A 21966-nucleotide genomic window follows, 5' to 3' on the forward strand; every position below is an offset into this window, starting at 1 on the left:
CTCCCTCAGGCCGTGTGGCTCACGCTGCCGCAAGCCCGGCCATCTGGCCGGCCACGCGGTTCCGCCCGCCCCGCTTGGCGGCGTAGAGGGCGCGATCCGCCTCAGTGATCAGCAGGGCGGGCGCCTGGCCCGGCTGCGGGTAGCAGCAGGACCAGCCGATGCTGACGGTCACATGTCCGAAGGGGGTGTCCGCATGGGGAATGTCCAGCGCTTCCACCGCCGCCCGGATCGCCTCCCCGATGGTGCGGGCGCCTGCGGCGTCGGTTTCGGGCAGGAGCACCACGAACTCCTCCCCGCCATAGCGTGCGCCCGCATCGGCCGGGCGCCGCACGCAGCGGCGGATCGACCGCGCGATCCCGACCAGCACCTCGTCCCCCTCCAGATGGCCATAGCGGTCGTTGAAGGCCTTGAAGCAATCCGCATCCAGCAGCAGCAGCGAGAGCGTGGTCGAACCCCGAATGGCGCGGCGCCATTCCTCATCCAGCCGCGCATCGAAGTGGCGGCGGTTCGCGAGCCCGGTGAGACCATCCGTCGCGGCCATGACAGAGAGCTCCTCGGCCGCCTGCCGCAGCGCGTCCTCCGCCGCGATCCGGCCCAGGATCGCCCGCCGGAACAGAAAAGAAAGGGCGGCGATGGCGGCGCAGAGGACAACCAGGATGCTCCCCATGGCATAGGCCTTGCGCCACCAGGCATCGTAGATCTCCTCCACCGAGACGCCCAGGCTGAGCACCAGCGGCAGGCTGCCGATCCGGCGGTAGGTATAGAATCGCTCCACGCCATCCAGCGTGGAGGTGGCGACGAAGGTGCCGGCGGGACCGCCGCCCAGGATTTGGCGGAACACCTCGCCCCGGCTCAGGTCACGCCCGATATCGGCGGGGTTGAACGGAGCGCGCGCGATCAGCGGGCCATCGGTCCGGAGCAGGGCGACCGACCCCTTGGCGCCAAGGTCCAGCCGGTCGAACAGGTCCGCGAAATAGGCGATGCGGAGCGCGGCCATGACCACGCCCTGGAACTGCCCGTCCGGGCTGGGCAGGCGCCGGCTCACGCTCACGCTGGGGTCGCCGTTGCGCAGGCGGCTGCGGAAGGGGTGGCCGACATAGAGGCCGGCATTCGGCTGGTGCTGGTGGGTCCGGAAGTAATCCCGGTCCGCCAGGATCACCCCCTCGGACGCGCTACCGTTGGAACTGGCAGCCACCCTGCCTTCGGCATCCAGCACGAGGACGGCGCCGAGATGCTCGGCGGTCGTGGCGCGGTCGAACATCGCCTTGTGGCGAAGCTCGGGGGTGATCTGGTCGATTCCGGGCTCCTGCAGCGCAGCGATCACGCCGTCCAGGGACAGGTCGATGGTCGCAATGTTCCGGGCGATATCCCGCTCCAGCGCCGTCACCAGGTTGGAGGAGGCCTGCTTCGCCTGCTCCCAGGCGACGTCCCGCGCCTGGAGCAGCACCACCGTCCCCAGCGCCAGCATGCCAAGCGCCAGCGCCATCCCCGTGAGCATAAGCCATCTTGCCGCAACGGCCGGGCTCATCGCGCGTCGCCTTTGCAGCCGGGAAAGGATCGACGACATGGGAAGGGACGTTCTCCGGGGCATGGACGACCGGCAGCCGTGCGGCCAGTGCGGCCAGAACCCATCTAGCCCGAATATCACGGCGATGTGAACAAAACTGGGGCCGGCTCGGTGGGCCGGCGATCAGGGCGGAACGAAGCTGCCGCCCTGCCATGGCGCATCCTCGCGTCAGTGCTATTTTTCGCCTGAACAGCCCGGACGCCCCCCATGCTCGACATCGCCTTCGCCAAGCCCGCCCTGCCCGAGAGCGGCGCCCTCGTCCTTCTACTGGCGGAGGAGGATCTGGGCGGCACGCTGGTTGGGGAATGGGACAAGCTGCTGGGCGGGCATCTGGCGCGCGGCCTGGCCGCGGCGGAGTTCAAGGGCCGCAAGGGCCAGGCCACCACGCTCTATGCGCCGGGCGGCGGTCTCTCGCGGGTCGTGCTCGTCGGGCTCGGCAAGCGTGAATCGCTGGATGCGGCGGGCGCCGAGGCGGCGGGCGGCCATGCGGTGGCCGCGCTGGGCCGGGAAAGCGTGGCAGCCATCGACGCGCGCGCCATCGGCGGCTGGGCCGGGGCGCCGGCCGATGTCGCGCTCGGCGCCGTGCTGCGCGCCTGGCGCTTCGACCGCTACCGCACGAAGGAGAAGCCCGAGGACAAGCCGAGGCTGGGCGCGGTGAAGATGCTGTGCGAGGACCCCGCCGGCGCGAAGACCGAATGGGCCAGCCGCCGCGCCATCGCCGAGGGCGTGTTCCTGACCCGCGAGCTGGTCAGCGAGCCCGCCAACATCCTCAACCCGCCCGAATTCGCCGACCGCCTGCGCAAGCTGGAGAAGCTGGGCGTGGAGGTGGAGGTTTTCGGCCAGAAGGACCTGGAGAAGCTCGGCTTCGGCTCGATGCTCTGCGTCTCCCAGGGCTCCGCGCAGCCGCCGCGCATGGTGGTGATGCGCTGGAACGGCACGGACCAGAGGAAGAAGGACAGCAAGCCGCTCGCCTTCATCGGCAAGGGCGTGACCTTCGACACCGGCGGCATCTCCATCAAGCCCGCCGCCGGCATGGAGGACATGAAGTGGGACATGGCCGGGGCGGGCGTCGTCGCCGGCCTCATGGCCGCGCTTGCGGGCCGCAAGGCGAAGGTGGATGTCGTCGGCCTTGTCGGGCTGGTGGAAAACATGCCTTCCGGTACCGCCACCCGCCCGGGCGATGTCGTCACCTCCTATTCCGGCCAGACGATCGAGGTGATCAACACGGATGCCGAAGGGCGCCTCGTGCTCGCCGACGTGCTGTCCTACTGCAAGAAGCGCTTCGACCCCGCCTTCATGGTGAACCTGGCCACGCTGACCGGCGCCATCATCGTGGCGCTCGGCAACGAGCATGCGGGCCTCTTCTCGAACGATGACGGGCTGGCTCGCCGCATCGAGGATGCCGGCAAGGCGGTGGGCGAGCTGGCCTGGCGCATGCCGCTGGGCGAGGCCTATGACCGGCAGATCCGCTCCGAGATCGCGGACATGAAGAATGTCGGTGGCGGGCGTGCGGGCGGCTCTATCACCGCTGCCCAGTTCCTGCAGCGCTTCGTGGATGGCTGCCCCTGGGCGCATCTGGACATTGCGGGCGTGGCCTGGAGCGGGAAGGACCAGCCCACCGCCCCCAAGGGTGCGACGGCCTGGGGCGTGCGCCTGCTCGACCGGCTGGTGGCCGAGCACCATGAGGGCCGCGCGGCCGAGCCCCGGCCCGAGCCGGCCGGGAACGAGACCGCGGCGGTGAGCGGCGCCGGGATCGCCAATGCGGCCACGCTGTCGGAGGGAACGGCGGGTTCCGAACCCATCGAGCCCGCCCCGGACATGCCCGCGCCCCCGGCAGGCGAGCCCTCCCCTGCCCCTGGCGCTGCCCCGCGCGGCACGCGCCGCCCGCCCGCGCGCCGCCCGCGCCGCTGATCCGCCTGCCCGTGCTGAAGCTCCGCCCCACCGAGCTGCCGCGCGGGCGCCAGCCCATCGCCGTGCCCGTGCTGCCCGGCCGGCCGCTGCCGGCCGGCTGCCGGGAGGCGGGCGCCGCGGCGGGCTTCGACGCGGCGCGGGGCGAGGCGCTGCGGCTGGATGGGGTGCTGCGCCGCACGGTCTGGCTCATCGGCGCGCCGCATGGGCTTGAAGCCGCCGGCGCTCTCGCCGCCGCCTCCATGGCAGGTGAGGAAAGGAACGGCCCCCGCCGGGGCATGCTGGATGCGCGCGGCTTCGCCCCCGAGGAGGTCGCCGCCCTGGCCATGGGCGCGGGGATCCGCGCCCACCGCCTGCCCCATTACGGCGCCGAGCCTCCCCATGCGCTGGAGGAACTGGACCTGCTGGTGGACAGCGCGGAGGCGGCCGAGCCCGCCCTCGCGCGCATCCGTCCGCTTCTGCGCGCCATCGGCCTCGCGCGCGACCTGGCGGCGGAGCCCGGCAACCGGCTGATGCCGGCCGTATTCGCCGATCGCCTCCGCGCGCTGGAACGGCACGGGCTCTCGGTGGAGGTGCATGGCCGCGCCTGGCTGGAACGGCATGGCTATGGCGGGCTGCTGGCGGTCGGGCGCGGCTCCGCGCAGCCGCCGCGTCTGGTCGTGCTGCGCTGGGCCGGCAAGGGAGGCGCCGCGCCGGTAGCTTTCGTCGGCAAGGGGATCACCTTCGACACGGGCGGCATCAGCATCAAGCCGGCCGCCGGGATGGAGGCGATGAAGGGCGACATGGCCGGCGCCGCCGCCTGCGTTGGCGCCATGCTGGCCCTGGCCCTGCGCGGCAGCCCCGCCCCCGCCGTCGCGGTTCTCGCGATCGCCGAGAACGCCACGGGAGCGGAGAGCTACCGGCCCGGTGACGTGCTCCGCATGGCCTCCGGCACCACGGTGGAGGTGGTGGACACGGATGCGGAGGGGCGGCTGGTCCTGGCTGATGCGCTGCATCACGCCTGTCGGCTGAAGCCCCGCGCCATTCTCGACCTCGCCACCCTCACCGGCAGCATCATCCGCGCCCTGGGCCACCAGCGCGCCGGGCTGTTCTGCAACGACGCCACGCTGCGCGACGCCGCCATGGCGGCAGGGGACGCGGTGGGCGAGCCGCTCTGGCCCATGCCGACCGGGGAAGGGCACCGGCGCGACCTGGAGAGCGGGATCGCCGATCTTCGCCACTGCCTGCCCGCGGGCGGGGGCGGCTGGGGCGGAAGGTTCCTGCCCGATGCCTGCCACGCCGCCGCCTTCCTGCAGGAATTCGTGGCCGAGGGGATTCCCTGGGCGCATCTCGACATCGCCGGCATGGACCTGCGGGAGGAGGGCGTGGAATCCGGCCCCTATCCCCTGCCCCCCGGCCCCAGCGGCTTCGGGGTGCGGTTGCTGGACCGGCTGGTGGCGGACCGCTTCGAATGACCGAGATCGGCTTCTACCACCTGACCCGCACGGCGCTGGAGCTGGCGCTGCCCAGGCTGCTGGGGCGCGTGCTGGCAACGGGCGGCCGGGCCGTGGTGCGAGTGGGCGGGCCGGAGCGGCTGGCGGCGCTGGACACGGCCCTCTGGCTCTGCCCCGATCCGGACTGGCTGCCGCATGGCACCCCCGCCACGGGCGACCCCGACCTGCAGCCGATCTGGCTGACCACCGAGGACGAGGCCCCGAACGGCGCCCGCTTCCTGTTCCTGGCCGATGGCGCGGAAACGGCCCGCCCGGAATCCTATGACCGCATCTTCGACCTGTTCGACGGCAACGACCCCGCCGCGCTGGACGCCGCGCGGGACCGCTGGCGCCGCGCCCGAACCGCCGGCCATGCGCTGACCTATTGGCAGCAGGGCCCGAATGGCTGGGCAAAGAAGGAATAACCGAACCGGCCCTTGCCGCGGCCCCTGGGGCCTGCCACATCGGCGCGGTTCTCAGGAGCGTTTCCGATGTCCGACAAAACCCAGGCCACCGAGACCATGACGGTCGGCGCCCTGATCGCCGAGTTGCAGAAGCTCGACCCCTCCCGCCCCGTGGCGCTGGGCATCATGCTCGGCGGCGAGGATGAGGAAGAGGGCGAGATCGATATCTACGGCATCGACCTGATCGAGGAGATGGAGGCCGAGGACGGTTCTCCGGCCTATGTCATCGCCTGCGACCTGCGCGGCGCGGATGACGAGGAAGAGGGCGCCTGAGCCCCTTCCAGCCCTGATGGGCCGGACCTCCTCCGGCACCTAGGGGTTTTGGGCGCGCGCCGCATCCTTCCCGCGCCCCTGCCGTTTCCATCGGGTTCCCACCCGCATGGAAGCGCGCGATGAAGATCCCCACCCGTATCCACGGGATGATCGATTACGGCGTGGCCGCCCTGCTTGGCGGCCTCGCTCTTTCGCCGGGCCTCCCGCGGCCCGTGCGGCGTGCCCTGGGCTCGGCCGCCGCCTATCACACCGCCTATTCCGTGCTGACGGATTATGAGGGCGGCACCTATCCGGCCATCTCCATGCGCCAGCACCTCGCGCTCGACGCCATGGGCGGCGCGGCGCTGATCGGCGCGGGGCTCTCCCTCCGCCGGGTCTCCGATGCGGATCGCGCCCTTCTCGTCGGCCTGGGTCTAGTGGAGCTGGCGGTGGTCGCCCTGTCCAGCAGCCGGGCACCCCGCGGCCCCGGCCAGGGTTCCGGCATGCTTGGCCGGCTGATGGGGCAAGGGCATTCCCATCATGGCCACCAGGCGTCCTATCCGCCGCTGGACACGCCGAAGCCCGTGGCCGATGGCCTCTGGGTGGTGGACAGCATCCTGCCGAACCTCGCCGGCTCGGTGGTGGGCGTGCGGATGACGGTGGTGCGCCTGCCCGATGGCGGGCTGCTCCTGCATTCCCCCACCCGCTTCACCTTCGCCCTGCGGCGGGAACTGGAGCGGCTGGGCCCCATCAAGCATCTCGTCGCCCCCAACATCGCGCACTGGACCTTCCTGAAGGAATGGCAGGACCAGGTGCCGGATGCCGTGAGCTGGGCCGCCCCCGGCCTGCGGGACCGCGGGCAGGTGCGCCGCAGCGGTGTCCGGCTGGACCATGACCTCTCCGAGACCCCACCCCCGGAATGGGGCGGCGCGATCGGCATCGTCGCCGTGCCCGGGGCCGCCGGGTTCCACGAGATGGCCATGTTCCACGAGCCCAGCCGCACGCTGATGCTCACCGACCTCATCATGAACCTGGAGCCGCCCAAGGTGCCGCTGCCCATGCGGCCGCTGGTCTGGCTTTTCGGCATGATGGCGCCGGACGGCATGCCGCCGCCCTATCTGCGCGCCGTGGTGAAGTGGCGCCATGCGGAGGCGGCCGAGGCCGCCAAGCGCCTTCTCGACTGGAGGCCGGAGCGTGTGATCTTCGCCCATGGCCGCTGGTTCGAGAGGGACGGGGCGGAGCATCTGCGCCGCTCCCTGCGCTGGCTGCTTCCGGGCCGCCGCTCCGCCCCGGCGGTGGAGACCGCCTGAGGGCGGTTCAGGTCCGGCCGAACATCCGGGCGAGGTCGCCGGCGCCCAGGCGCAGGAAGGTGGGGCGGCCATGGGAACAGGTGGCGGCGCGCGGCGTCGCCTCCATCTCCCGCAGCAGGGCGGCCATCTCCGCCGGGTTCAGGCGGCGCCCGGCGCGGACGCTGCCATGGCAGGCCAGCCGCGCCACCGCCGCGTCCAGCCGCCGCTCCAGCACTGTGCTCTCCTCCCAGTCGGCCAGCTCCGCGGCGATATCGGCCAGGATCGGCCCGGGCTCGGGGTTGCCCAGCAGCGCGGGCAGGGCGCGCACGAGGATCGCGCCGGGGCCGAAGGCCTCGATCTCCAGCCCAAGCCTCGCCAGATCCTCGGCCCTTTCGGCCAGGCGCGCCGCATCGGCCGGGGGCATGTCCACGATGGCGGGCAGGAGCAGGGGCTGGGACCGCACCCCGCCGGAGACGAGCTGGGCCGAAAGCCGCTCATGCGTCAGCCGCTCATGCGCCGCGTGCTGGTCCACCAGGACCAGGGCGCCATCCGGCGCCTCAGCCAGGATGTAGGTGTCCAGCAGCTGCGCCAGCGGGCGGCCAAGCGGCCCCTCCTCCGGCGTGCCGGGTGGCAGGGGCGGCGCCTCGGCCGGCACGGACAGGGCGCCCGGTGGCAGGGCGAAGCGCGGCTGCACCGGGCGGGGCGGCGGGGCGGCCGTGAAGCCGAAGCCCGCCTCGGCGAAGCCCGATGGCCGGATCGGGGTGGCCGTGCCGTCGGACCAGCTCACGGAAGGCGATCCGGCGCCCTCCGGCGGGCCGGGGGGGAGTGGCTGGCCGGCGCGGCTGGGCCAGGCAGGGTCGGGCGCACCGCCGGAATCCCAGCCGCTGCGCCCCATGCCCACCCCGGCCCCCGTGCCCAGGGCCCGGCGAAGCGAGGCGATCAGTGCCCCGCGCACGCCGGAGGCATCGCGGAAGCGCAGCTCGGTTTTCATCGGGTGGACATTCACATCCACCGCCTCGGGCGGGATTTCGAGGAAGAGCGCGGCCACAGGGTGCCGCCCGGCAGCCAGCACGTCCCGATAGGCCACGCGCAGCGCGGCCCGCAGCAGCGGGTCCCGCACGGGGCGGCGATTCACCACCAGATGCTGCTCCGCGGCGGTGGCGCGGTGATGGGTGGGCAGCGCCGCCAGCCCTTCCAGCCGCAGATCGGGCCATTCACCCCGCACGGCCACGGAGGCGGCGGCGAAGTCCGGTCCCAGCAGCGCGGCGGCGCGGCCCGCGCGGTCGGCGGGCGCGACATCCAGCAGGGTGCGGCCGTCCACCACCATGCGGAACCCGACCTCCGGCCAGGCCAGGGCCAGGCGCCGCACGGATTCCACGGCGTGGGAGGCCTCGGTCCCCGGGGTCTTCAGGAATTTCCGGCGGGCCGGCGTGGCGAAGAACAGGTCCCGCACCTCCACCCGCGTGCCGGGGGGCGCGGCGGCGGGCACCACCTCGTCCACCCGGCCGGCTTCCACCGAGATGGCATGGGCGTCCCCGTCCCGCGGGCGGGTGGTGATGGAGAGCCGCGCCACGGCGCCGATCGAGGGCAGCGCCTCTCCGCGGAAGCCGAGGGTGGCGATGCGGAAGAGCGTCTCCTCGTCCGGCAGCTTGGAGGTGGCGTGGCGCTCGATGCAAAGGGCCAGGTCGGCGGGCACCATGCCGCGCCCGTCATCCTCCACCAGGATGCGGTCGATGCCGCCGCCATCCAGGGTAACGGCGATGCGCCGCGCGCCGGCGTCCAGCGCATTCTCCACCAACTCCTTCACGGCGGCGGCGGGGCGCTCCACCACCTCGCCGGCGGCGATGCGGTCTGCGGTGGTGGGGGGAAGGCGGCGAATGACCTGGTCTGGAATCACATGGCAGGGGATGGGGCCTTCAGGCCCCGGGAGCAAGGATGCCCTGTGCCGGTGAAGGAAAGATGAGCCCCGGCTCACCCCCTCTCCCCACCCATGGCCCCGCCCTTGGCCAGCCCGAGGTAACTCCGCCAGAAGGCGATGGAGCGATGGCGCGGAAAGGCCGCGCGCCAGGCCGCGCCCGCTATCGGTCCCTCCCGGTACAGGCGCCACAGGGCGGGAACCCCCTCGCGCAAGGTGGCGAAGTATTCCCTGCGCGAGCGCCGGAAGACCGGCAGTTCCCGGTCCCACCAGGTTTCCACCGCGATGGCATCCGCCCCGCGCCCTAGCGCGCCCCAGTGGAAGAGCTTCGCCGGCAACCGCCGCGGCGCCGCACCGGGGCGGCTGGGCCGTAGCGCGTTGTCGGCCAGGTGCGAGAGGCGGCGGAGGAACCAGCCAGGGCCGGTCCGTGGCTCCCGCCGCGTCTCCTGCTCCGCCAGCACCACCCCGCGCGGCACCGTCTCGGCCGGGTAGCGCCCGTGGATCGCGCCGATCTCCCCGTGCAGCGGCAGCGGCGACGTCTCGAGGATCGCGGGCCCGTGCAGGAAGTCGAGGATCGCGCGGATGATCAGCGCCGAGCTGTAGTAGCGGAACATCAGCAGGTGAAAGAGCAGGTGGTGCATCATGCGCAGCGCCATGCCGCGCCCGCCCGGATCCATGTGCAGCGCCGCGGCGATCAGCATGTTCCGCGTTTCGTAATAGAGCTGCCACCCGCCCAGGCGGAGATAGAAGGGCTCATGCCACACGGCGATGCCGGGCATGATGACGGTGTGGATGCCCGCGAAGCTATGGCGCAGCCCCAGTTCCACATCGTCCCCGCGAAGGAAGCAGGGCAGCGGCATCCCCTCACGCCGGATCAGCGAAAGCGGCAGCCCCAGGCACCACCAGCCGCCGTAATGCACGGGGTCCGGGCCGATCATCGAGATCAGGTTCTCCGGGTCCGCCGCATCCAGCAGGTGATGCTGCGGGAAGAAGGACCAGTTCTCCGGCCGGATGATCGCCCCGGCCTCATAGACCCGCGTGGGCTGCACCATATCGAGCATCTGCCCACCGACGGGGAACTCACCCCGCGCCAGGGTGAAGAAGGAGGCCAGCCGCAACAGGCTGTCCGGCTCGATGCGGATGTCGTCGTCCAGCATCACCGCATGCGTGCAGGCAGGGTCGTCCAGCGCCTCCAGCAGCCCGCGCCCGAAGCCGCCCGCGCCCCCGAAATTCGCCTGTTCTGTGATGCGGATCCGGCCGGGATGCCGCGCGAGGAGCGGCGCGATGGCCGGATGCGCGGCCAGGCCCGGCCGCCCCTGGTTCACCACATGGACGCGTGCCAGGGACGAGATCACCGCGTCATCGCCGCTGATTGCCTCCAGCACGGCAGCGATGTCGGTCTCGCGGTTGAAGGTGCAGAACAGGGCGGCCAGCCCCGCGGGCCGAGCCGCGCTCCGCGTCACCCAGGCTCCGCCCCGGAACTCCACCGCATCCCGCGCCAGGATCTGGAAGGCGAGCAAGCCGTGCTGCCGGAAGTTCACGCGCTCGGCCGGGATCGGCACCAGCACGGGCCCATCCCCGTCCAGCGGCTGCTCCACCACCACCTGCCGCGTATGAGCGGTGCGGCGGGTCACGCGGAGGGTGCAGGCCCCTCGCAGGTCCAGGCGCAGGAACAGCTCGCCGAGTTCCGTGTGCAGGCGCCAGCTCTGCTCCTGGAAGACGCCGAAATAGGTGTCGAAGCCCAGCAGGCCACCGGGCGGCACATGCACCGAGCCACCCGCCGGCGGCTCCGCCGCCACATCCTCCCGCAGGGTCCAGTAGAGCGCCCGCAGCCCGACCGGCCGGTCCAGCAGGATGCGCTGAAGGACGAGTTCGGTCGGGGCGGCGGGCGCCAGCCCCACCTCCCGGGCCCGGGGCAGGGCAGGATCGGAGCGGGCACCCGGCGGAAGATCATGCGGCAAGGCAAGTCCAATCGAGCAGGCGGCCGGGCACACTGGCCACGAGAACCTGACATTAGAATGGCGCGACCGCCGTGCCCCTTGACTTTCGTATTAGCGGAGGAACAAACCGCCTCACCAACCACCCCGTCCTTTGCTAGCCTGGCCCTGATGCGCCCGACCCGCAGCCTTCTCGCGCGCCTTCTCGCTGTCCTGCTGCTGATGCAGTGGGCCGGTGCGGCGCTGCCCCATGCGCGTGCCATGGCGGCGATGGGCAGCGCCATGGCGGTGGAGCTCTGCAGCCCCTCGGGCATGCGGACCATCCTGGTGGATCAGAATGGCCAGCCCGTGGAGAAGGCGCAGGATCCCTCCTGCTGCGATCTCTGCCAGGGCCCGGCCGCCATCGAGGCCGATGCGCCCGGCGCGCCCGCCATCCGCATCGCCCATGCCGCGCCGGCCCATCCGGCCGGCCGCGCGGGGCTGCCGCCCTTCCCGCCCCGCGCGCCTCCGCAACAGCCCAGGGCCCCACCCGCCGCCTGACAGCCATCCACGGCCAGCCCGATCGCCGGGCCGGTCCATCCATGCCTGTCAGGAGCCCGAGATGCCTTCCCCGCTTCGCGCCGCGCTGCTCGCGGCCAGTTGCCTTTCCCTGCCCGCCCTCGCCCAGGAATCCGCCGTGCCCGTCGCGGTGCCTGAGGTGGCGGTGACCGGCAGCACCCCGTCCCTCACCGCCCCCGATGCCGCCGAGGCCGCGGCCCGGCTGCGCGCGGTGCCCGGCAATGTCACCGTGGTGCCGGCGGCGGAGATCCGCGCCCGCGCGGGCGTCACCACGCTGCGGGACGTGCTGGAATACGCGCCCGGCGTCTTCGCCCAGCCGAAATGGGGGGAGGATTCGCGCCTCTCCATCCGCGGCTCCGGCCTCGCGCGGAACAACCACCTGCGCGGCGTGCTGCTGACGCAGGACGGGATCCCGCTGAACCAGGCGGATGGCTCCGGCGATTTCCAGGAGCTGGACCCCCTCACCTTCGGGCATGTGGAGGTGCTGCGCGGCGCCAATGCCTTCGGCCTGGGCGGGGCAACGCTGGGCGGGGTGCTGAACTTCGTCACCCCCACCGGGCGCAGCGATCCAGGCGCGGTGCTGCGCGGGGAGGCCGGGAGCTATGGCTACCGGCGCGCGCAGGCGGCCTATGGCGCGGCCTCCGGTGCCTGGGATGGCTGGGCGAGCCTCTCCACCCTCGGCCAGGACGGGTTCCGCCGGCACGGCCAGGGTGATTCCCGCCGTTTCAACGGCAATCTCGGCTGGCGCATCACCGACGATGTCGAGACACGCTTCTACTACGGCTACAACCACATCGAGCAGCGCATCCCCGGCACGCTGACGCGCGGCCAGGCGCTTTCCGATCCCCGGCGCGCGGCGCCGGGCAATCTCCTCCTCGACTACCAGCGCAACATTGAGAGCAACCGCCTGGGCAACCGCACCACCTGGCGCATCGCGCCCGGCGCGGTGCTGGAGGCGGGCCTCTCCTATGCCCATCGGGAACTGGACCACCCGATCTTCCAGTACATCGACCAGCGCACGGATGACGTGAACGGCTTCGCGCGGCTGACCCTGGATGGCCGGATCGGCGGCCTGCGGAACCGGCTGCTGATGGCGGGCACGCTCGGCTTCGGCACCTATGATAACCGGCGCTACGTGAACAATGGTGGCCATCCCGGGCGCCTGACCTATTCCAGCAGCGACCGCGCGCGCACCAACACCGCCACCCTGCAGGACACGCTCTACATCCTGCCCAATCTCGGCATCGTCGCGGGGCTGCAACTTGGCGAGGCCTATCGCGCCAGCCGGGACCGATTCCTCTCGGATGGGGACGGGTCCGGCTCCACCACCTATCGCTACGCCAATCCGCAGATCGGGCTGCTCTGGGACATCGCGCCCGATATCCAGAGCTTCGCGAACCTGACCTGGGCCACGGAACCACCCACCATCAGCGACCTGACGCCGCTCGCCGCGCGCGGCTTCTCCTCGTTGAAGGCGCAGCGGGCGCGCACGCTGGAGATCGGCACGCGCGGCCGGCGGGATGCGCTGGAATGGGAGCTCGCGGCCTATCGCGCCGTGATCCGCGACGAGATCCAGCTTCTCGATCCCACCGGCACAGGGGCGAGCCAGGCGCTGAACCTGGACCGCAGCATCCACCAGGGCATCGAGGCCGCGCTCTCCTGGACCGTGCTGCGCGGGCTCCTCTCGGCGGGTCGCGCGGACAGCCTTACCCTGCGGCAGGCCTATAGCTTCAACGACTTCCGCTTCGACGGCGCCCCGCGCTACGGCGACAACCAGCTTCCCGGCGCGCCGCGCCACCTCTACCGCGCGGAGCTGCGCTACCGGCATCCCTCCGGCCTCTCGGTGGCACCGAACATCGAATGGGTGCCGCAGGGCTTCTACGCGGACAATGCGAACACGCTGAAGACGAATGCCTATGCGCTGATCGGGCTTCGCGCGGGGTGGGATTTCGAGAACGGTCTCTCGGTGTTCGCCGAGGGGCGCAACCTGACGGACCGGCGGTACATCTCCAGCGCCTCGGTCGCGCCTTCCGCCAATGCCAGCTCGGCCCTCTTCGAGCCGGGCTTCGGGCGCAGCGTCTATGCGGGGCTGCAGTTCCGGTTCTGAGGGATGCGGCTGCGGGGCGGGATCAGCCGCCGCGCAGCCGGTGGATCTCCGCGATCAGCGCGGTGGTGGAAGGATCATGCGGCCCGGGCCTCGCGCCCGGGGCGAGTTCCGGCAGCAGCGCGCCGGCCAGCTGCTTGCCCAGCTCCACGCCCCACTGGTCGAAGGCGTTCACGTTCCACAGAGCGCCGAGGCAGAAGACCTTGTGCTCGTACAGCGCGACGAGCTGGCCGAGCGTGCCCGCATCCAGCCGCGGCAGCAGCAGCGTGGTGCTGGGCCGGTCGCCGGGGAAGAGGCGGTGCGGCAGCAGCGCCTCGATCGCCTCGGGCGACATGCCCTTGGCCTCCATCTCCGCCCGCACCTCGCTGGCGTCGCGCCCGCGCAGCAGCGCCTCGGCCTGGGCAAGCCCGTTGGCGAGGAGCTGGCGGTGGTTCTCCTCGAAGCCGTGGTCGGGGTTGGCGATCAGCACGATATCGGCCGGCACGGGGGTGGTGCCCTGGTGCAGCAGCTGCATGAAGGAGTGCTGGGAATTCGTGCCGGGCTCCCCGAACACCACTGGGCCGGTCGGGCGCGCCACGGGCAGCCCGCCCAGCGTCACCCGCTTGCCCAGGGATTCCATCTCCACCTGCTGGAGATGCGCGGGGAAGCGGGCCAGGCGCTCGTCATAGGGCAGCACGGCGCGGCTGGGATAGCCGAGCCCGTCCACATGCCACAGCTCCGCCAGCGCCATCAGCAGGGGCAGGTTCTCCGCCTCGGGCGCCGAGAGGAAATGCTCGTCCATCCTGCGCGCGCCGGCGAGCAGCGCCGCGAAGACATCCCATCCGCAGGCCAGCGCCACGGAGAGGCCGATGGCGGACCACATGGAGAAGCGGCCGCCCACCCAGTCCCGGAAGCCGAAGACCTGCTCCTCCGGCACGCCGAATTCGCGGGTCGCCTTCAGGTTGGTGGAAAGGGCGACGAGATGGGCATCGGATGCCTCCCCCAGCGCGCCCCGCAGCCAATCGCGCACGAGATGGGCATTCGCCATGGTCTCGGCGGTGGTGAAGGTCTTGCTGGCCACCAGCACCAGGGTGCGGGCCGGGTCCAGCCCGTGGCGCATCGCCTCCCAGGCATGGCCATCGACGTTGGAGAGGTAATGCGCGCGCATCGGCATGCCGTGCCGCCACAGGGCGCGCGCCGCCATCTGCGGGCCGAGGTCGGAGCCGCCGATGCCGATATTCACCACATCGGTGAAGCGGCCCTCGGAATGGATGCGCCCGCAGAAGGCGCGCATGGCCTCCAGCGTGCCATGCACCTCGGCCGAGGCGTCCTCCCCCCCTGCGCGGAAGGCGCCGCGCGGGCCGCGGAGCGCCATGTGGAGCACCGCTCGCCCCTCGGTGGTGTTGATCGCCTCGCCCCGCGCCATGGCATCGCGCGCCGCCAGCACGCCCCGCGCGCGGGCCAGTTCCAGCAGGGCCTCCAGCACCGTGTCGGAAACGGAGGTCTTGGAGAGGTCCGCCAGGATGTCCCCGGCGCGGCGGGTGAAGCGGGCGGCGCGCGACGGGTCGGCCATCAGCGGGCGGATGGAGGCGGCGCCGGCTTCCCGCGCCAGCCCGATCACCCGGTCCCAGGCCGCCTCCGCCGAATGCGCCATGCCGAACCCCTTCCAGAATCGCCGGGAGGTTAAGGGCGCGGCGCGGGGGGCGGAAGCGGGGGCGCCGATCACCTCTGCGCCGATCATTCCTGCGCCCGGCCTGCGCCCGGAGCGTCGCGGCCCGGCGTAATGGCTCCCCAGGGCGGCACGATCCTCGCTAAACAGCCTCGCCATGATACCCGGCGCCGCCCTCATCCTCTCATGCCAGCTTTTCGGGGAGGCCCTGGTCCATGCCACCGGCTGGCCCCTGCCCGGCCCCGTGCTGGGCATGATCGCCCTGCTCCTGCTGCTGCTCGGGAACGATCTGCTGGCGCGGCCGCTGGATACGGGCTTCGTGACCGGCCCGGCGGATGCGCTGCTGGCGAACCTGGCCTTTCTCTTCGTCCCGGCCGGGGTGGGGGTGGTGAACCGGCTGGACGTGCTGGCGGCCCATTGGTTCGGCCTGGCCATGGCCCTCATCGCCTCCACCCTCATCGGGCTGGTGGTCACGGTGCTGGTCTTCGTGGGCGTCTCCCGCCTCACCACCCGGGGACAGGCGGCATGACAGACGCGGATTTCAGCCTCTGGGTCTATCTCTCCCGCACGCCGCTGCTCTGGCTGACGGTGACGCTGCTCGCCTATCTGGCGGCGGACCGCATCTCGGCCGCGCTCGGCCGGCACCCGCTGGCCAATCCCATGCTCATCGCCGTGGTGATCGCGGCCGGGGTGCTCTTCGCCACCGGCACGCCCTACCGCACCTATTTCGAGGGGGCGCAGTTCGTCCACTTCCTGATCGGCCCGGCCACCGTGGCCCTGGCCGTGCCCCTCTACCGCAACCGGCGCACGGTGCTGCGGGCCATCCTGCCCATGGGGGCGGCGCTGCTGGCCGGGTCGCTGGCGGCCATGGGATCGGCCCTGCTGATCGCCGACGCGCTGGGCGTGCCGGGGCCGGTGCTGGCCTCCCTGGCGCCGAAATCCGTCACGGCCGGCATCGCCATGGGCATCGCCGAGGGGCTGGGGGGCGACCCTGCCCTGGCCGCCGTGCTGGTCATCCTCACCGGGGCGATCGGGGCCGTGACCGTGACGCCGCTGATGAACGGGATGGGCATGAGGGACATGCGGGCCCGCGGCTTCGCGGCGGGGCTGGCGGCCCATGGGCTGGGCACGGCCCGCGCCTTCCATGTGGACCCCGTGGCCGGCACCTTCGCCGGCATCGCCATGGCGTTGAACGCGCTGCTGAGCGCCATCCTGGCGCCGGTTGTGCTGCGGGCATTGCTGTGAGGCGGAACCCGAATTTGTGACCTGGGCGCAGCGGCGCTAAACCCCCGCCCCATGTCCCGCCGCCCGGCCGTTGCCGATCCCGAGCCCGTCCTGATCACCACCACCGAGGAGCTGGTCCCGCTCTGCGAGCGGTTGCGCCAGGAACCCTTCGTGACCGTGGACACCGAGTTCATGCGGGAGCGGACCTACTGGCCCGAGCTCTGCGTGGTCCAGCTCGGCGGCAGCCAGGACACGGCGGTGGTGGATGCGCTGGCCCCGGGGCTGGACCTCTCGCCGCTCGGCGCCCTGCTGGCGGACGAGCATGTGGTGAAGGTGTTCCATGCCTGCCGGCAGGACGTGGAAATCTTCCTGCTGCGCTTCGGCCAGACCCCGCAGCCGCTTTTCGATACCCAGATCGCGGCCATGGTGGCCGGATTCGGCGACCAGGCGAGCTATGACAGCCTGGCCCGCGCCCTGGCCAATGCGCAGATCGACAAGGCCCATCGCTTCAGCGACTGGTCGGCCCGCCCCCTTTCCGCCGCCCAGATCGCCTATGCGGCGGCGGATGTGACCCATCTGCGCCGCATCTACCAGGCACTGCAGAGCCGGCTGGAGCGCGAGGGCCGGATGGAGTGGGTGGCGGAGGAAATGGGCGCGCTGACCGACCCCGCCGCCTACCGCACCGACCCCGAGACAGTCTGGGAGAAGCTGCGGCCCCGCACGAACAACCGCCGCTTCCTGGGCACGCTGCGCGCGATCGCCGCCTGGCGCGAGAGGGAGGCGCAGCGGGTGAACATTCCGCGCCAGCGCCTGCTGCGCGACGAATCCCTGCTGGAGGTGGCGGCCACCGCCCCCACCGATGCCGGTTCGCTGGCCCGGGCGCGTGGCGTGACGGAGGGCTTTGCCCGCGGCAAGTCCGGCGCCTCCCTCCTGGCCGCCATCGAGGCCGTGAAGGCGCTGCCCGAGGCCGAGCTGCCCGAGGCCCCGCGCGAGCGGGCGGGCCCCTCCCCCTCCCCGGCGCTGGTCGCGTTGCTGAAGGTGCTGCTGGCCGCCAAGGCGGAGGAGCACCAGGTGGCGCCGCGGCTGCTGGCCAGCTCCGAGGAGATCGACCGGCTGGCCTCCGATGCCCCCGCCGACCTGCCGGCCCTGCAGGGCTGGCGGCGGAAGGTGTTCGGGGCCGATGCCCTGGCCCTGCGCGACGGCGACCTGGCCCTGGGGGTGGAGGGGCGCCGCGTGCGCCTCATTCGCCCGCGCCTGGAAGCCCGCGCGGAAGCCGGCTGAAACAGGGGTTGCAACCCGGGCCCTCCCCGTGGATTGAAGCCTCGGGCCGAAGCCTGCGCTTGCACGCTGCCTCCCCCTGCTTTAGCGCCCCATCTCCGCTCCTTACCTGGATCCTGAACGAAACATGTCGCGGACCCTGCCCGACCTGACCGCCGACCCGGCCCGTGACCACAAGCGCGCGGTGCTGGATGCGGGGGCGGTCCGTGATGCCTATCGCCGCTGGGCCGGCGTGTATGACGCGGTGTTCGGCGGCGTCTCCTCCTTCGGCCGCAAGCGTGCGGTGGCGGCGGTGAACCGCCTGCCCGGCACCCGCGTGCTGGAGGTGGGGGTGGGCACCGGCCTGGCGCTGCCGCGCTACCGCCGCGACAAGCGCGTGGTCGGCATCGACCTCTCCCGCGAGATGCTGGAGAAGGCCCAGGAGCGCGTGGCGGCGGAAGGCCTGACCCATGTGGAAGGCCTGATCGAGATGGATGCGGAGCACATGGCCTTCGCCGATGGCTCCTTCGACATGGCAGTGGCCATGTTCACGGCCAGCGTGGTGCCCGATGCGCGCCGCCTCTTCGCCGAGATGTCGCGCGTGGTGCGGCCGGGCGGGCAGCTGCTCTTCGTGAACCACTTCGCCGCCCAGGACGGGCCGCGCTGGTGGGTGGAGCGGACCATGGCCCCCCTCTCGCGCGTGCTGGGCTGGCACCCGGATTTCGCGCTGTCGGACCTGCTGGACGCCGATGCCGAGGTGGAATCCCTCGAGTCCTGCCCGCCGGCGGGCCTGTTCACCCTGGTGCAGGTGCGGAATTCCCAGGCGATCCAGGCATTGGCGGCCTGATCGCAGGAGCCGCGAATGGCGCTCCGCATGTGGTCGTGGATGATCTCTGACGGTCTTGTGAGCCCGGCATCCCGCTACGCGCCCGGTCATCCGCGCCGCTGCGCTTGCGCGCCGGCAGGGCAGGCTGATTTGCAAGGGGTGCTGACCTTTTTCCGCGGCCGGACCGCATCATGATGGACGATGCCGAGAACAGGCCCGGCCGGCCGGTCGATCCCGTGCAGGAACTGAGGGACCCGCGGGCCCGCCCCAAGGTGGAGGGCGGCAAGGCAAGCGGCGTGTCCGACACGCATTCGGACGTCTTCTTCGCCGCGGTCGAGATGACGCGGATGCCGATGATCGTGACGGACCCGCACCAGCCGGACAACCCGATCGTCTTCGCGAACCAGGCTTTCCTCAACATGACCGGCTATGAGCCGGAGGAGATCATCGGCCGGAACTGCCGCTTCCTGCAGGGCCCGGAAACGGACCGGGCCACGGTCGCGGAGCTGCGCCACGCGGTGGAGACCCGGCGCGAGATCGCGACCGAGATCCTGAACTACCGCAAGAACGGATCCAGCTTCTGGAACGCGCTGTTCATCTCCCCGATGCTGAACCATGAGGGGGAAGTGATCTACTTCTTCGCCTCCCAGCTCGATGTCAGCCGGAGGCGGGATGCCGAGGAGTCGCTCCGCCAGGCGCAGAAGATGGAGGCCCTGGGCCAGCTCACCGGCGGCATCGCGCATGACTTCAACAACCTTCTGCAGGTGATGCGCGGCTACCTGGAGATGATCGACAACGGCCTCTCCCGCCCCGAGCCGGACCGGGCCAGGCTGCAACGCAGCCTGGGGGCCGCCCGCGCCGCCGCGGAACGCGCGGCGACGCTCACGCAGCAGCTTCTTGCCTTCTCCCGCAAGCAGAGGCTGGAGGGGCGGACCGTCAGCCTGAACACGCTCGCCGAGGGCATGCGCGACATGGCGGCCCGCAGCCTGGGCGAGGCGGTCGCCCTGCGCCTGGACCTGGACCCCCATCTCGGCAATTGCCGGCTGGACCCGACCCATGCCGAGGTGGCGCTGCTCAACATCCTGATCAATGCGCGGGATGCGCTGGCCGGCCGCCAGGACGGGGAGGTGCGGATCGCCACCCGCGGCGTGCAGGTGCCGCCGGACGCCCCCGGCTTCTCCACCCGGCTGGAGCCGGGCCCCTATGTCCGGATCAGCGTGACGGACAATGGCAGCGGCATGCCGCCGGAGATCCTGAAGCGGGTGATGGAGCCCTTCTTCACCACCAAGGACGAGGGGCGTGGCACCGGGCTCGGCCTCTCCATGGTCTATGGCTTCGCGCGCCAGTCCGGAGGTGCCGTGCGAATCGAGAGCACGCCGGGCGAGGGCACCACGCTGCACCTCTATTTCCCAAGGGCCGACGAGGATGTGGCGCCCCGCCCGGCGGTGCCCCGGATCGTGGAGCGCCCGGGGACGGAAACCATCCTGGTGGTCGATGACCGCGCCGAGGTGGCCGAGCTTGCCAGGGCCATCCTGGAGGATTTCGGCTATGTCGTGCACCTCGCCCATGACGGGCAGCAGGCGATGGAGATCATCAAGGGGAACCGCCCGCTGGACATGCTCTTCACCGATCTCATCATGCCGGGCGGCATGAACGGCGTGATGCTGGCGCGGGAGGCCCGCCGCCACCGCCCGCGGATCAAGGTGCTGCTCACGACGGGCTATGCCGATGATTCGATCAACCCGGACGAGGTCGGCGGCACGGAGTTCGACCTGATCGCCAAGCCCTATGGCCGGGCGGAGCTGGCCCGCCGCGTGCGGATCGTGCTGGACGGGCCGACCGGGGTGGGCTGAGGCTCCCACCCCGGCCGGGGGCCCCGCGCTACTGCACCTTGATGTCGCGCGAGCGGATCACATCCCGCCACTTGGCGTTCTCCGCCGCGTTGTAGGCCGCCCATTCCTCCGGCCGCTGCGTCTCCGGCGTCACCGCCAGGGCGGCGAGGCGCTCCCGCGTGTCGGGGGCGGTCATGGCGGCGCGGGCGAGCTCGTTGATGCGCTGGATGATCGGCTCGGGCGTGCCGGCCGGGGCGAGGATGGCGATGTGCTCCACCGCCTCGTATTCGGGGTAGCCCTGCTCGCGGAAGGTGGGGATCTCGGGCGCCACGGAGCTCCGCCCGCGCGAGGAGATGGCCAGCGGGCGCAGTTCGCCGGACTGGATCAGCGGCAGCAGGCCGGAGGCGGCCTGGATCACCATGGAAACCTCCCCCTGCATGGTGCCCTGCACCGCCTGGGCGCCGGAACGGTAGCCCACGTCGTTGAGGCGGATGCCGGCGGCCTGGAGGAACAGCTCCGTGGCCAGGTGGGTGGAGCTGCCGGTGCCGGAATTGGCATAGGTCAGGCCGCTGTCCGGCCGCTTCGCCCGCTCCACGAATTCCGCCAGGCTCCGCACGGGGGAGTTCTTCGGCACGACCATGATCATGGGCTGGGCCGCGATCAGCCCCACGCCGGTGAAGGCGCGGTCATTGTCGTAGGGCAGCTGATAGAGATGCGGCGCCATCGCATAGGTGCTGATGGTGCCGACGAGCAGCGTGTAGCCATCCGGCCGCGCGCGGGCGACGGAGGCGAAGCCGATGGTGCCGTTCGCGCCGGCCCGGTTGTCCACCACGAAGGAGCGGCCCGTATCCTGCGAAAGGCGCGCGGCGAGGATGCGCGCCACCGCATCGGTGGAACCGCCCGCGGCCCAGGGAACGACGAGGCTCACCGGGCGATCCGGATAGGAGGCGGCCGATTGCGCGGCAGCCGGGCGCGCGGCGGTGGCTGCGGGCAGCGAGAGGCCGAGCGCGGCCAGGCCGAGATTGCGGCGTGTGATCATCTTGGCGTTCCCCAGGGCCCGCTGGGGCGGGCCGTTACGCCCCTGCATCTCACGGCGCGGCCGGGATCGGCAAGCCGTGGCCGGGGCGCCACGGCCGCCCCGCGCGCCTCAGCATGGGCGAGGCAGCGACGCAGGCACGGCTTGGGCCGGGCCGGCTTATGCCCCAGGCTCCGATGCACCCGGCATGATGCCGGACGGAGGGGAGGACGAACGGATGCGCGTGATGGTGCTGGTGAAGGCCACGGCCGACAGCGAGGCGGGCACCATGCCCTCCACCGAGCTGCTCGGCGCGATGGGCCGCTACAACGAGGAGCTGATGAAGGCCGGCATCCTGCTGTCCGGCGAGGGTCTGCATCCCTCCTCCCAGGGGAAGCGCGTGGCCTTCGACGGGCCGGGCCGCGAGGTCATCGATGGCCCTTTCGCCGCGACGGGCGAGCTGGTCGCCGGCTTCTGGATCTGGCGGGTGAAGGACATGGAGGAAGCGGTGGCCTGGGCGAAGCGCTGCCCCAATCCCATGCCTGGCCCAAGCGAGATCGAGATCCGCCCCATCTTCGAGATGGAGGATTTCGGCGCGGCCATGACGCCTGAGCTGGCCGAGCAGGAGGACCGGCTGCGGGACCGCATCTCCGGCGGGTGAAGCCCCTGTCCGCCGCTGCCGGTGCCCTGGGAGGGGT

General features: G+C 71.9%; 18 protein-coding genes. 13 read left to right on the forward strand and 5 right to left on the reverse strand.

Annotated elements, in window-relative coordinates:
* Positions 1-19 precede the first annotated feature (19 nt).
* Positions 20-1528, reverse strand: a complete 1509-nt coding sequence (locus tag J8J14_RS00500) for a GGDEF domain-containing protein (protein ID WP_209377462.1) — start codon at positions 1526-1528, stop codon at positions 20-22.
* Positions 1529-1774: 246 nt separating this feature from the next.
* Here J8J14_RS00500 and J8J14_RS00505 point away from each other — a divergent pair, with 246 nt between their 5' ends.
* From J8J14_RS00505 to J8J14_RS00525, 5 genes are all read left to right on the forward strand, one after another.
* Positions 1775-3478: a leucyl aminopeptidase gene (locus tag J8J14_RS00505; RefSeq protein WP_209377463.1), complete on the forward strand. Its 1704-nt coding sequence runs from the start codon at positions 1775-1777 to the stop codon at positions 3476-3478.
* An 11-nt stretch (positions 3479-3489) separates the two neighbouring features.
* On the forward strand, positions 3490-4929 hold the full coding sequence (locus tag J8J14_RS00510; protein ID WP_209377464.1) for a leucyl aminopeptidase family protein: 1440 nt from the start codon (positions 3490-3492) through the stop codon (positions 4927-4929).
* A complete protein-coding gene (locus tag J8J14_RS00515; RefSeq protein WP_209377465.1) occupies positions 4926-5372 on the forward strand; it encodes a DNA polymerase III subunit chi in 447 nt (148 codons plus the stop codon). The genes J8J14_RS00510 and J8J14_RS00515 overlap by 4 nt, the downstream gene beginning before the upstream one ends.
* A 66-nt stretch (positions 5373-5438) precedes the next feature.
* The gene (locus J8J14_RS00520) at positions 5439-5684 is read left to right on the forward strand and encodes a hypothetical protein (protein WP_209377466.1); all 246 of its coding nucleotides are present in this window, start codon (positions 5439-5441) and stop codon (positions 5682-5684) included.
* Positions 5685-5803: 119 nt separating this feature from the next.
* Entirely contained in the window at positions 5804-6973 is a 1170-nt protein-coding gene (locus J8J14_RS00525; protein ID WP_209377467.1) for a DUF4336 domain-containing protein, read from the forward strand.
* 7 nt (positions 6974-6980) lie between these two features.
* Here the strand turns inward: J8J14_RS00525 and mutL are convergent, their stop codons facing one another.
* Positions 6981-8849: a DNA mismatch repair endonuclease MutL gene (mutL, locus tag J8J14_RS00530; RefSeq protein ID WP_342452356.1), complete on the reverse strand. Its 1869-nt coding sequence runs from the start codon at positions 8847-8849 to the stop codon at positions 6981-6983.
* A gap of 74 nt (positions 8850-8923) precedes the next feature.
* Positions 8924-10828 carry a glycosyltransferase gene (locus tag J8J14_RS00535; protein ID WP_209377468.1) on the reverse strand — a complete coding sequence of 635 codons (1905 nt, stop codon included), beginning with the start codon at positions 10826-10828 and terminating at the stop codon, positions 8924-8926.
* Positions 10829-10975: 147 nt separating this feature from the next.
* On the opposite strand from J8J14_RS00535, the gene J8J14_RS00540 reads away from it, so the two are divergent.
* The gene (locus J8J14_RS00540) at positions 10976-11344 is read left to right on the forward strand and encodes a DUF2946 family protein (protein WP_209377469.1); all 369 of its coding nucleotides are present in this window, start codon (positions 10976-10978) and stop codon (positions 11342-11344) included.
* A gap of 61 nt (positions 11345-11405) precedes the next feature.
* Positions 11406-13469: a TonB-dependent receptor family protein gene (locus J8J14_RS00545; RefSeq protein WP_209377470.1), complete on the forward strand. Its 2064-nt coding sequence runs from the start codon at positions 11406-11408 to the stop codon at positions 13467-13469.
* A 22-nt stretch (positions 13470-13491) separates the two neighbouring features.
* On the opposite strand, the gene pgi is transcribed toward J8J14_RS00545, so the two are convergent.
* The gene (gene pgi / locus J8J14_RS00550) at positions 13492-15099 is read right to left on the reverse strand and encodes a glucose-6-phosphate isomerase (RefSeq protein WP_209377471.1); all 1608 of its coding nucleotides are present in this window, start codon (positions 15097-15099) and stop codon (positions 13492-13494) included.
* 172 nt (positions 15100-15271) lie between these two features.
* Between pgi and J8J14_RS00555 the strand changes: the two genes are divergently transcribed.
* From J8J14_RS00555 to J8J14_RS00575, 5 genes are all read left to right on the forward strand, one after another.
* Positions 15272-15643, forward strand: a complete 372-nt coding sequence (locus J8J14_RS00555; RefSeq protein ID WP_209377472.1) for a CidA/LrgA family protein — start codon at positions 15272-15274, stop codon at positions 15641-15643.
* The gene (locus J8J14_RS00560; RefSeq protein ID WP_209377473.1) at positions 15640-16359 is read left to right on the forward strand and encodes an LrgB family protein; all 720 of its coding nucleotides are present in this window, start codon (positions 15640-15642) and stop codon (positions 16357-16359) included. The genes J8J14_RS00555 and J8J14_RS00560 overlap by 4 nt, the downstream gene beginning before the upstream one ends.
* A 51-nt stretch (positions 16360-16410) precedes the next feature.
* Positions 16411-17619, forward strand: a complete 1209-nt coding sequence (rnd, locus tag J8J14_RS00565) for a ribonuclease D (RefSeq protein ID WP_209377474.1) — start codon at positions 16411-16413, stop codon at positions 17617-17619.
* 124 nt (positions 17620-17743) lie between these two features.
* Positions 17744-18442 (forward strand): class I SAM-dependent methyltransferase, encoded by a 699-nt coding sequence (locus J8J14_RS00570; protein ID WP_209377475.1) that lies wholly within the window; start codon positions 17744-17746, stop codon positions 18440-18442.
* Between the two features lie 170 nt (positions 18443-18612).
* Entirely contained in the window at positions 18613-20274 is a 1662-nt protein-coding gene (locus tag J8J14_RS00575; protein ID WP_280842794.1) for a histidine kinase famiy protein, read from the forward strand.
* Positions 20275-20302: 28 nt separating this feature from the next.
* Here J8J14_RS00575 and J8J14_RS00580 read toward each other — a convergent pair whose 3' ends face one another.
* The gene (locus J8J14_RS00580; RefSeq protein ID WP_209377476.1) at positions 20303-21292 is read right to left on the reverse strand and encodes a Bug family tripartite tricarboxylate transporter substrate binding protein; all 990 of its coding nucleotides are present in this window, start codon (positions 21290-21292) and stop codon (positions 20303-20305) included.
* A 184-nt stretch (positions 21293-21476) separates the two neighbouring features.
* Here J8J14_RS00580 and J8J14_RS00585 point away from each other — a divergent pair, with 184 nt between their 5' ends.
* Complete coding sequence (locus J8J14_RS00585) at positions 21477-21929, forward strand: YciI family protein (protein WP_245215216.1); 453 nt, start codon at positions 21477-21479, stop codon at positions 21927-21929.
* Positions 21930-21966 lie beyond the last annotated feature (37 nt).

This window comes from Pararoseomonas baculiformis, from assembly GCF_017813395.1.
GTDB classification, from domain to species: domain Bacteria; phylum Pseudomonadota; class Alphaproteobacteria; order Acetobacterales; family Acetobacteraceae; genus Roseomonas; species Roseomonas baculiformis.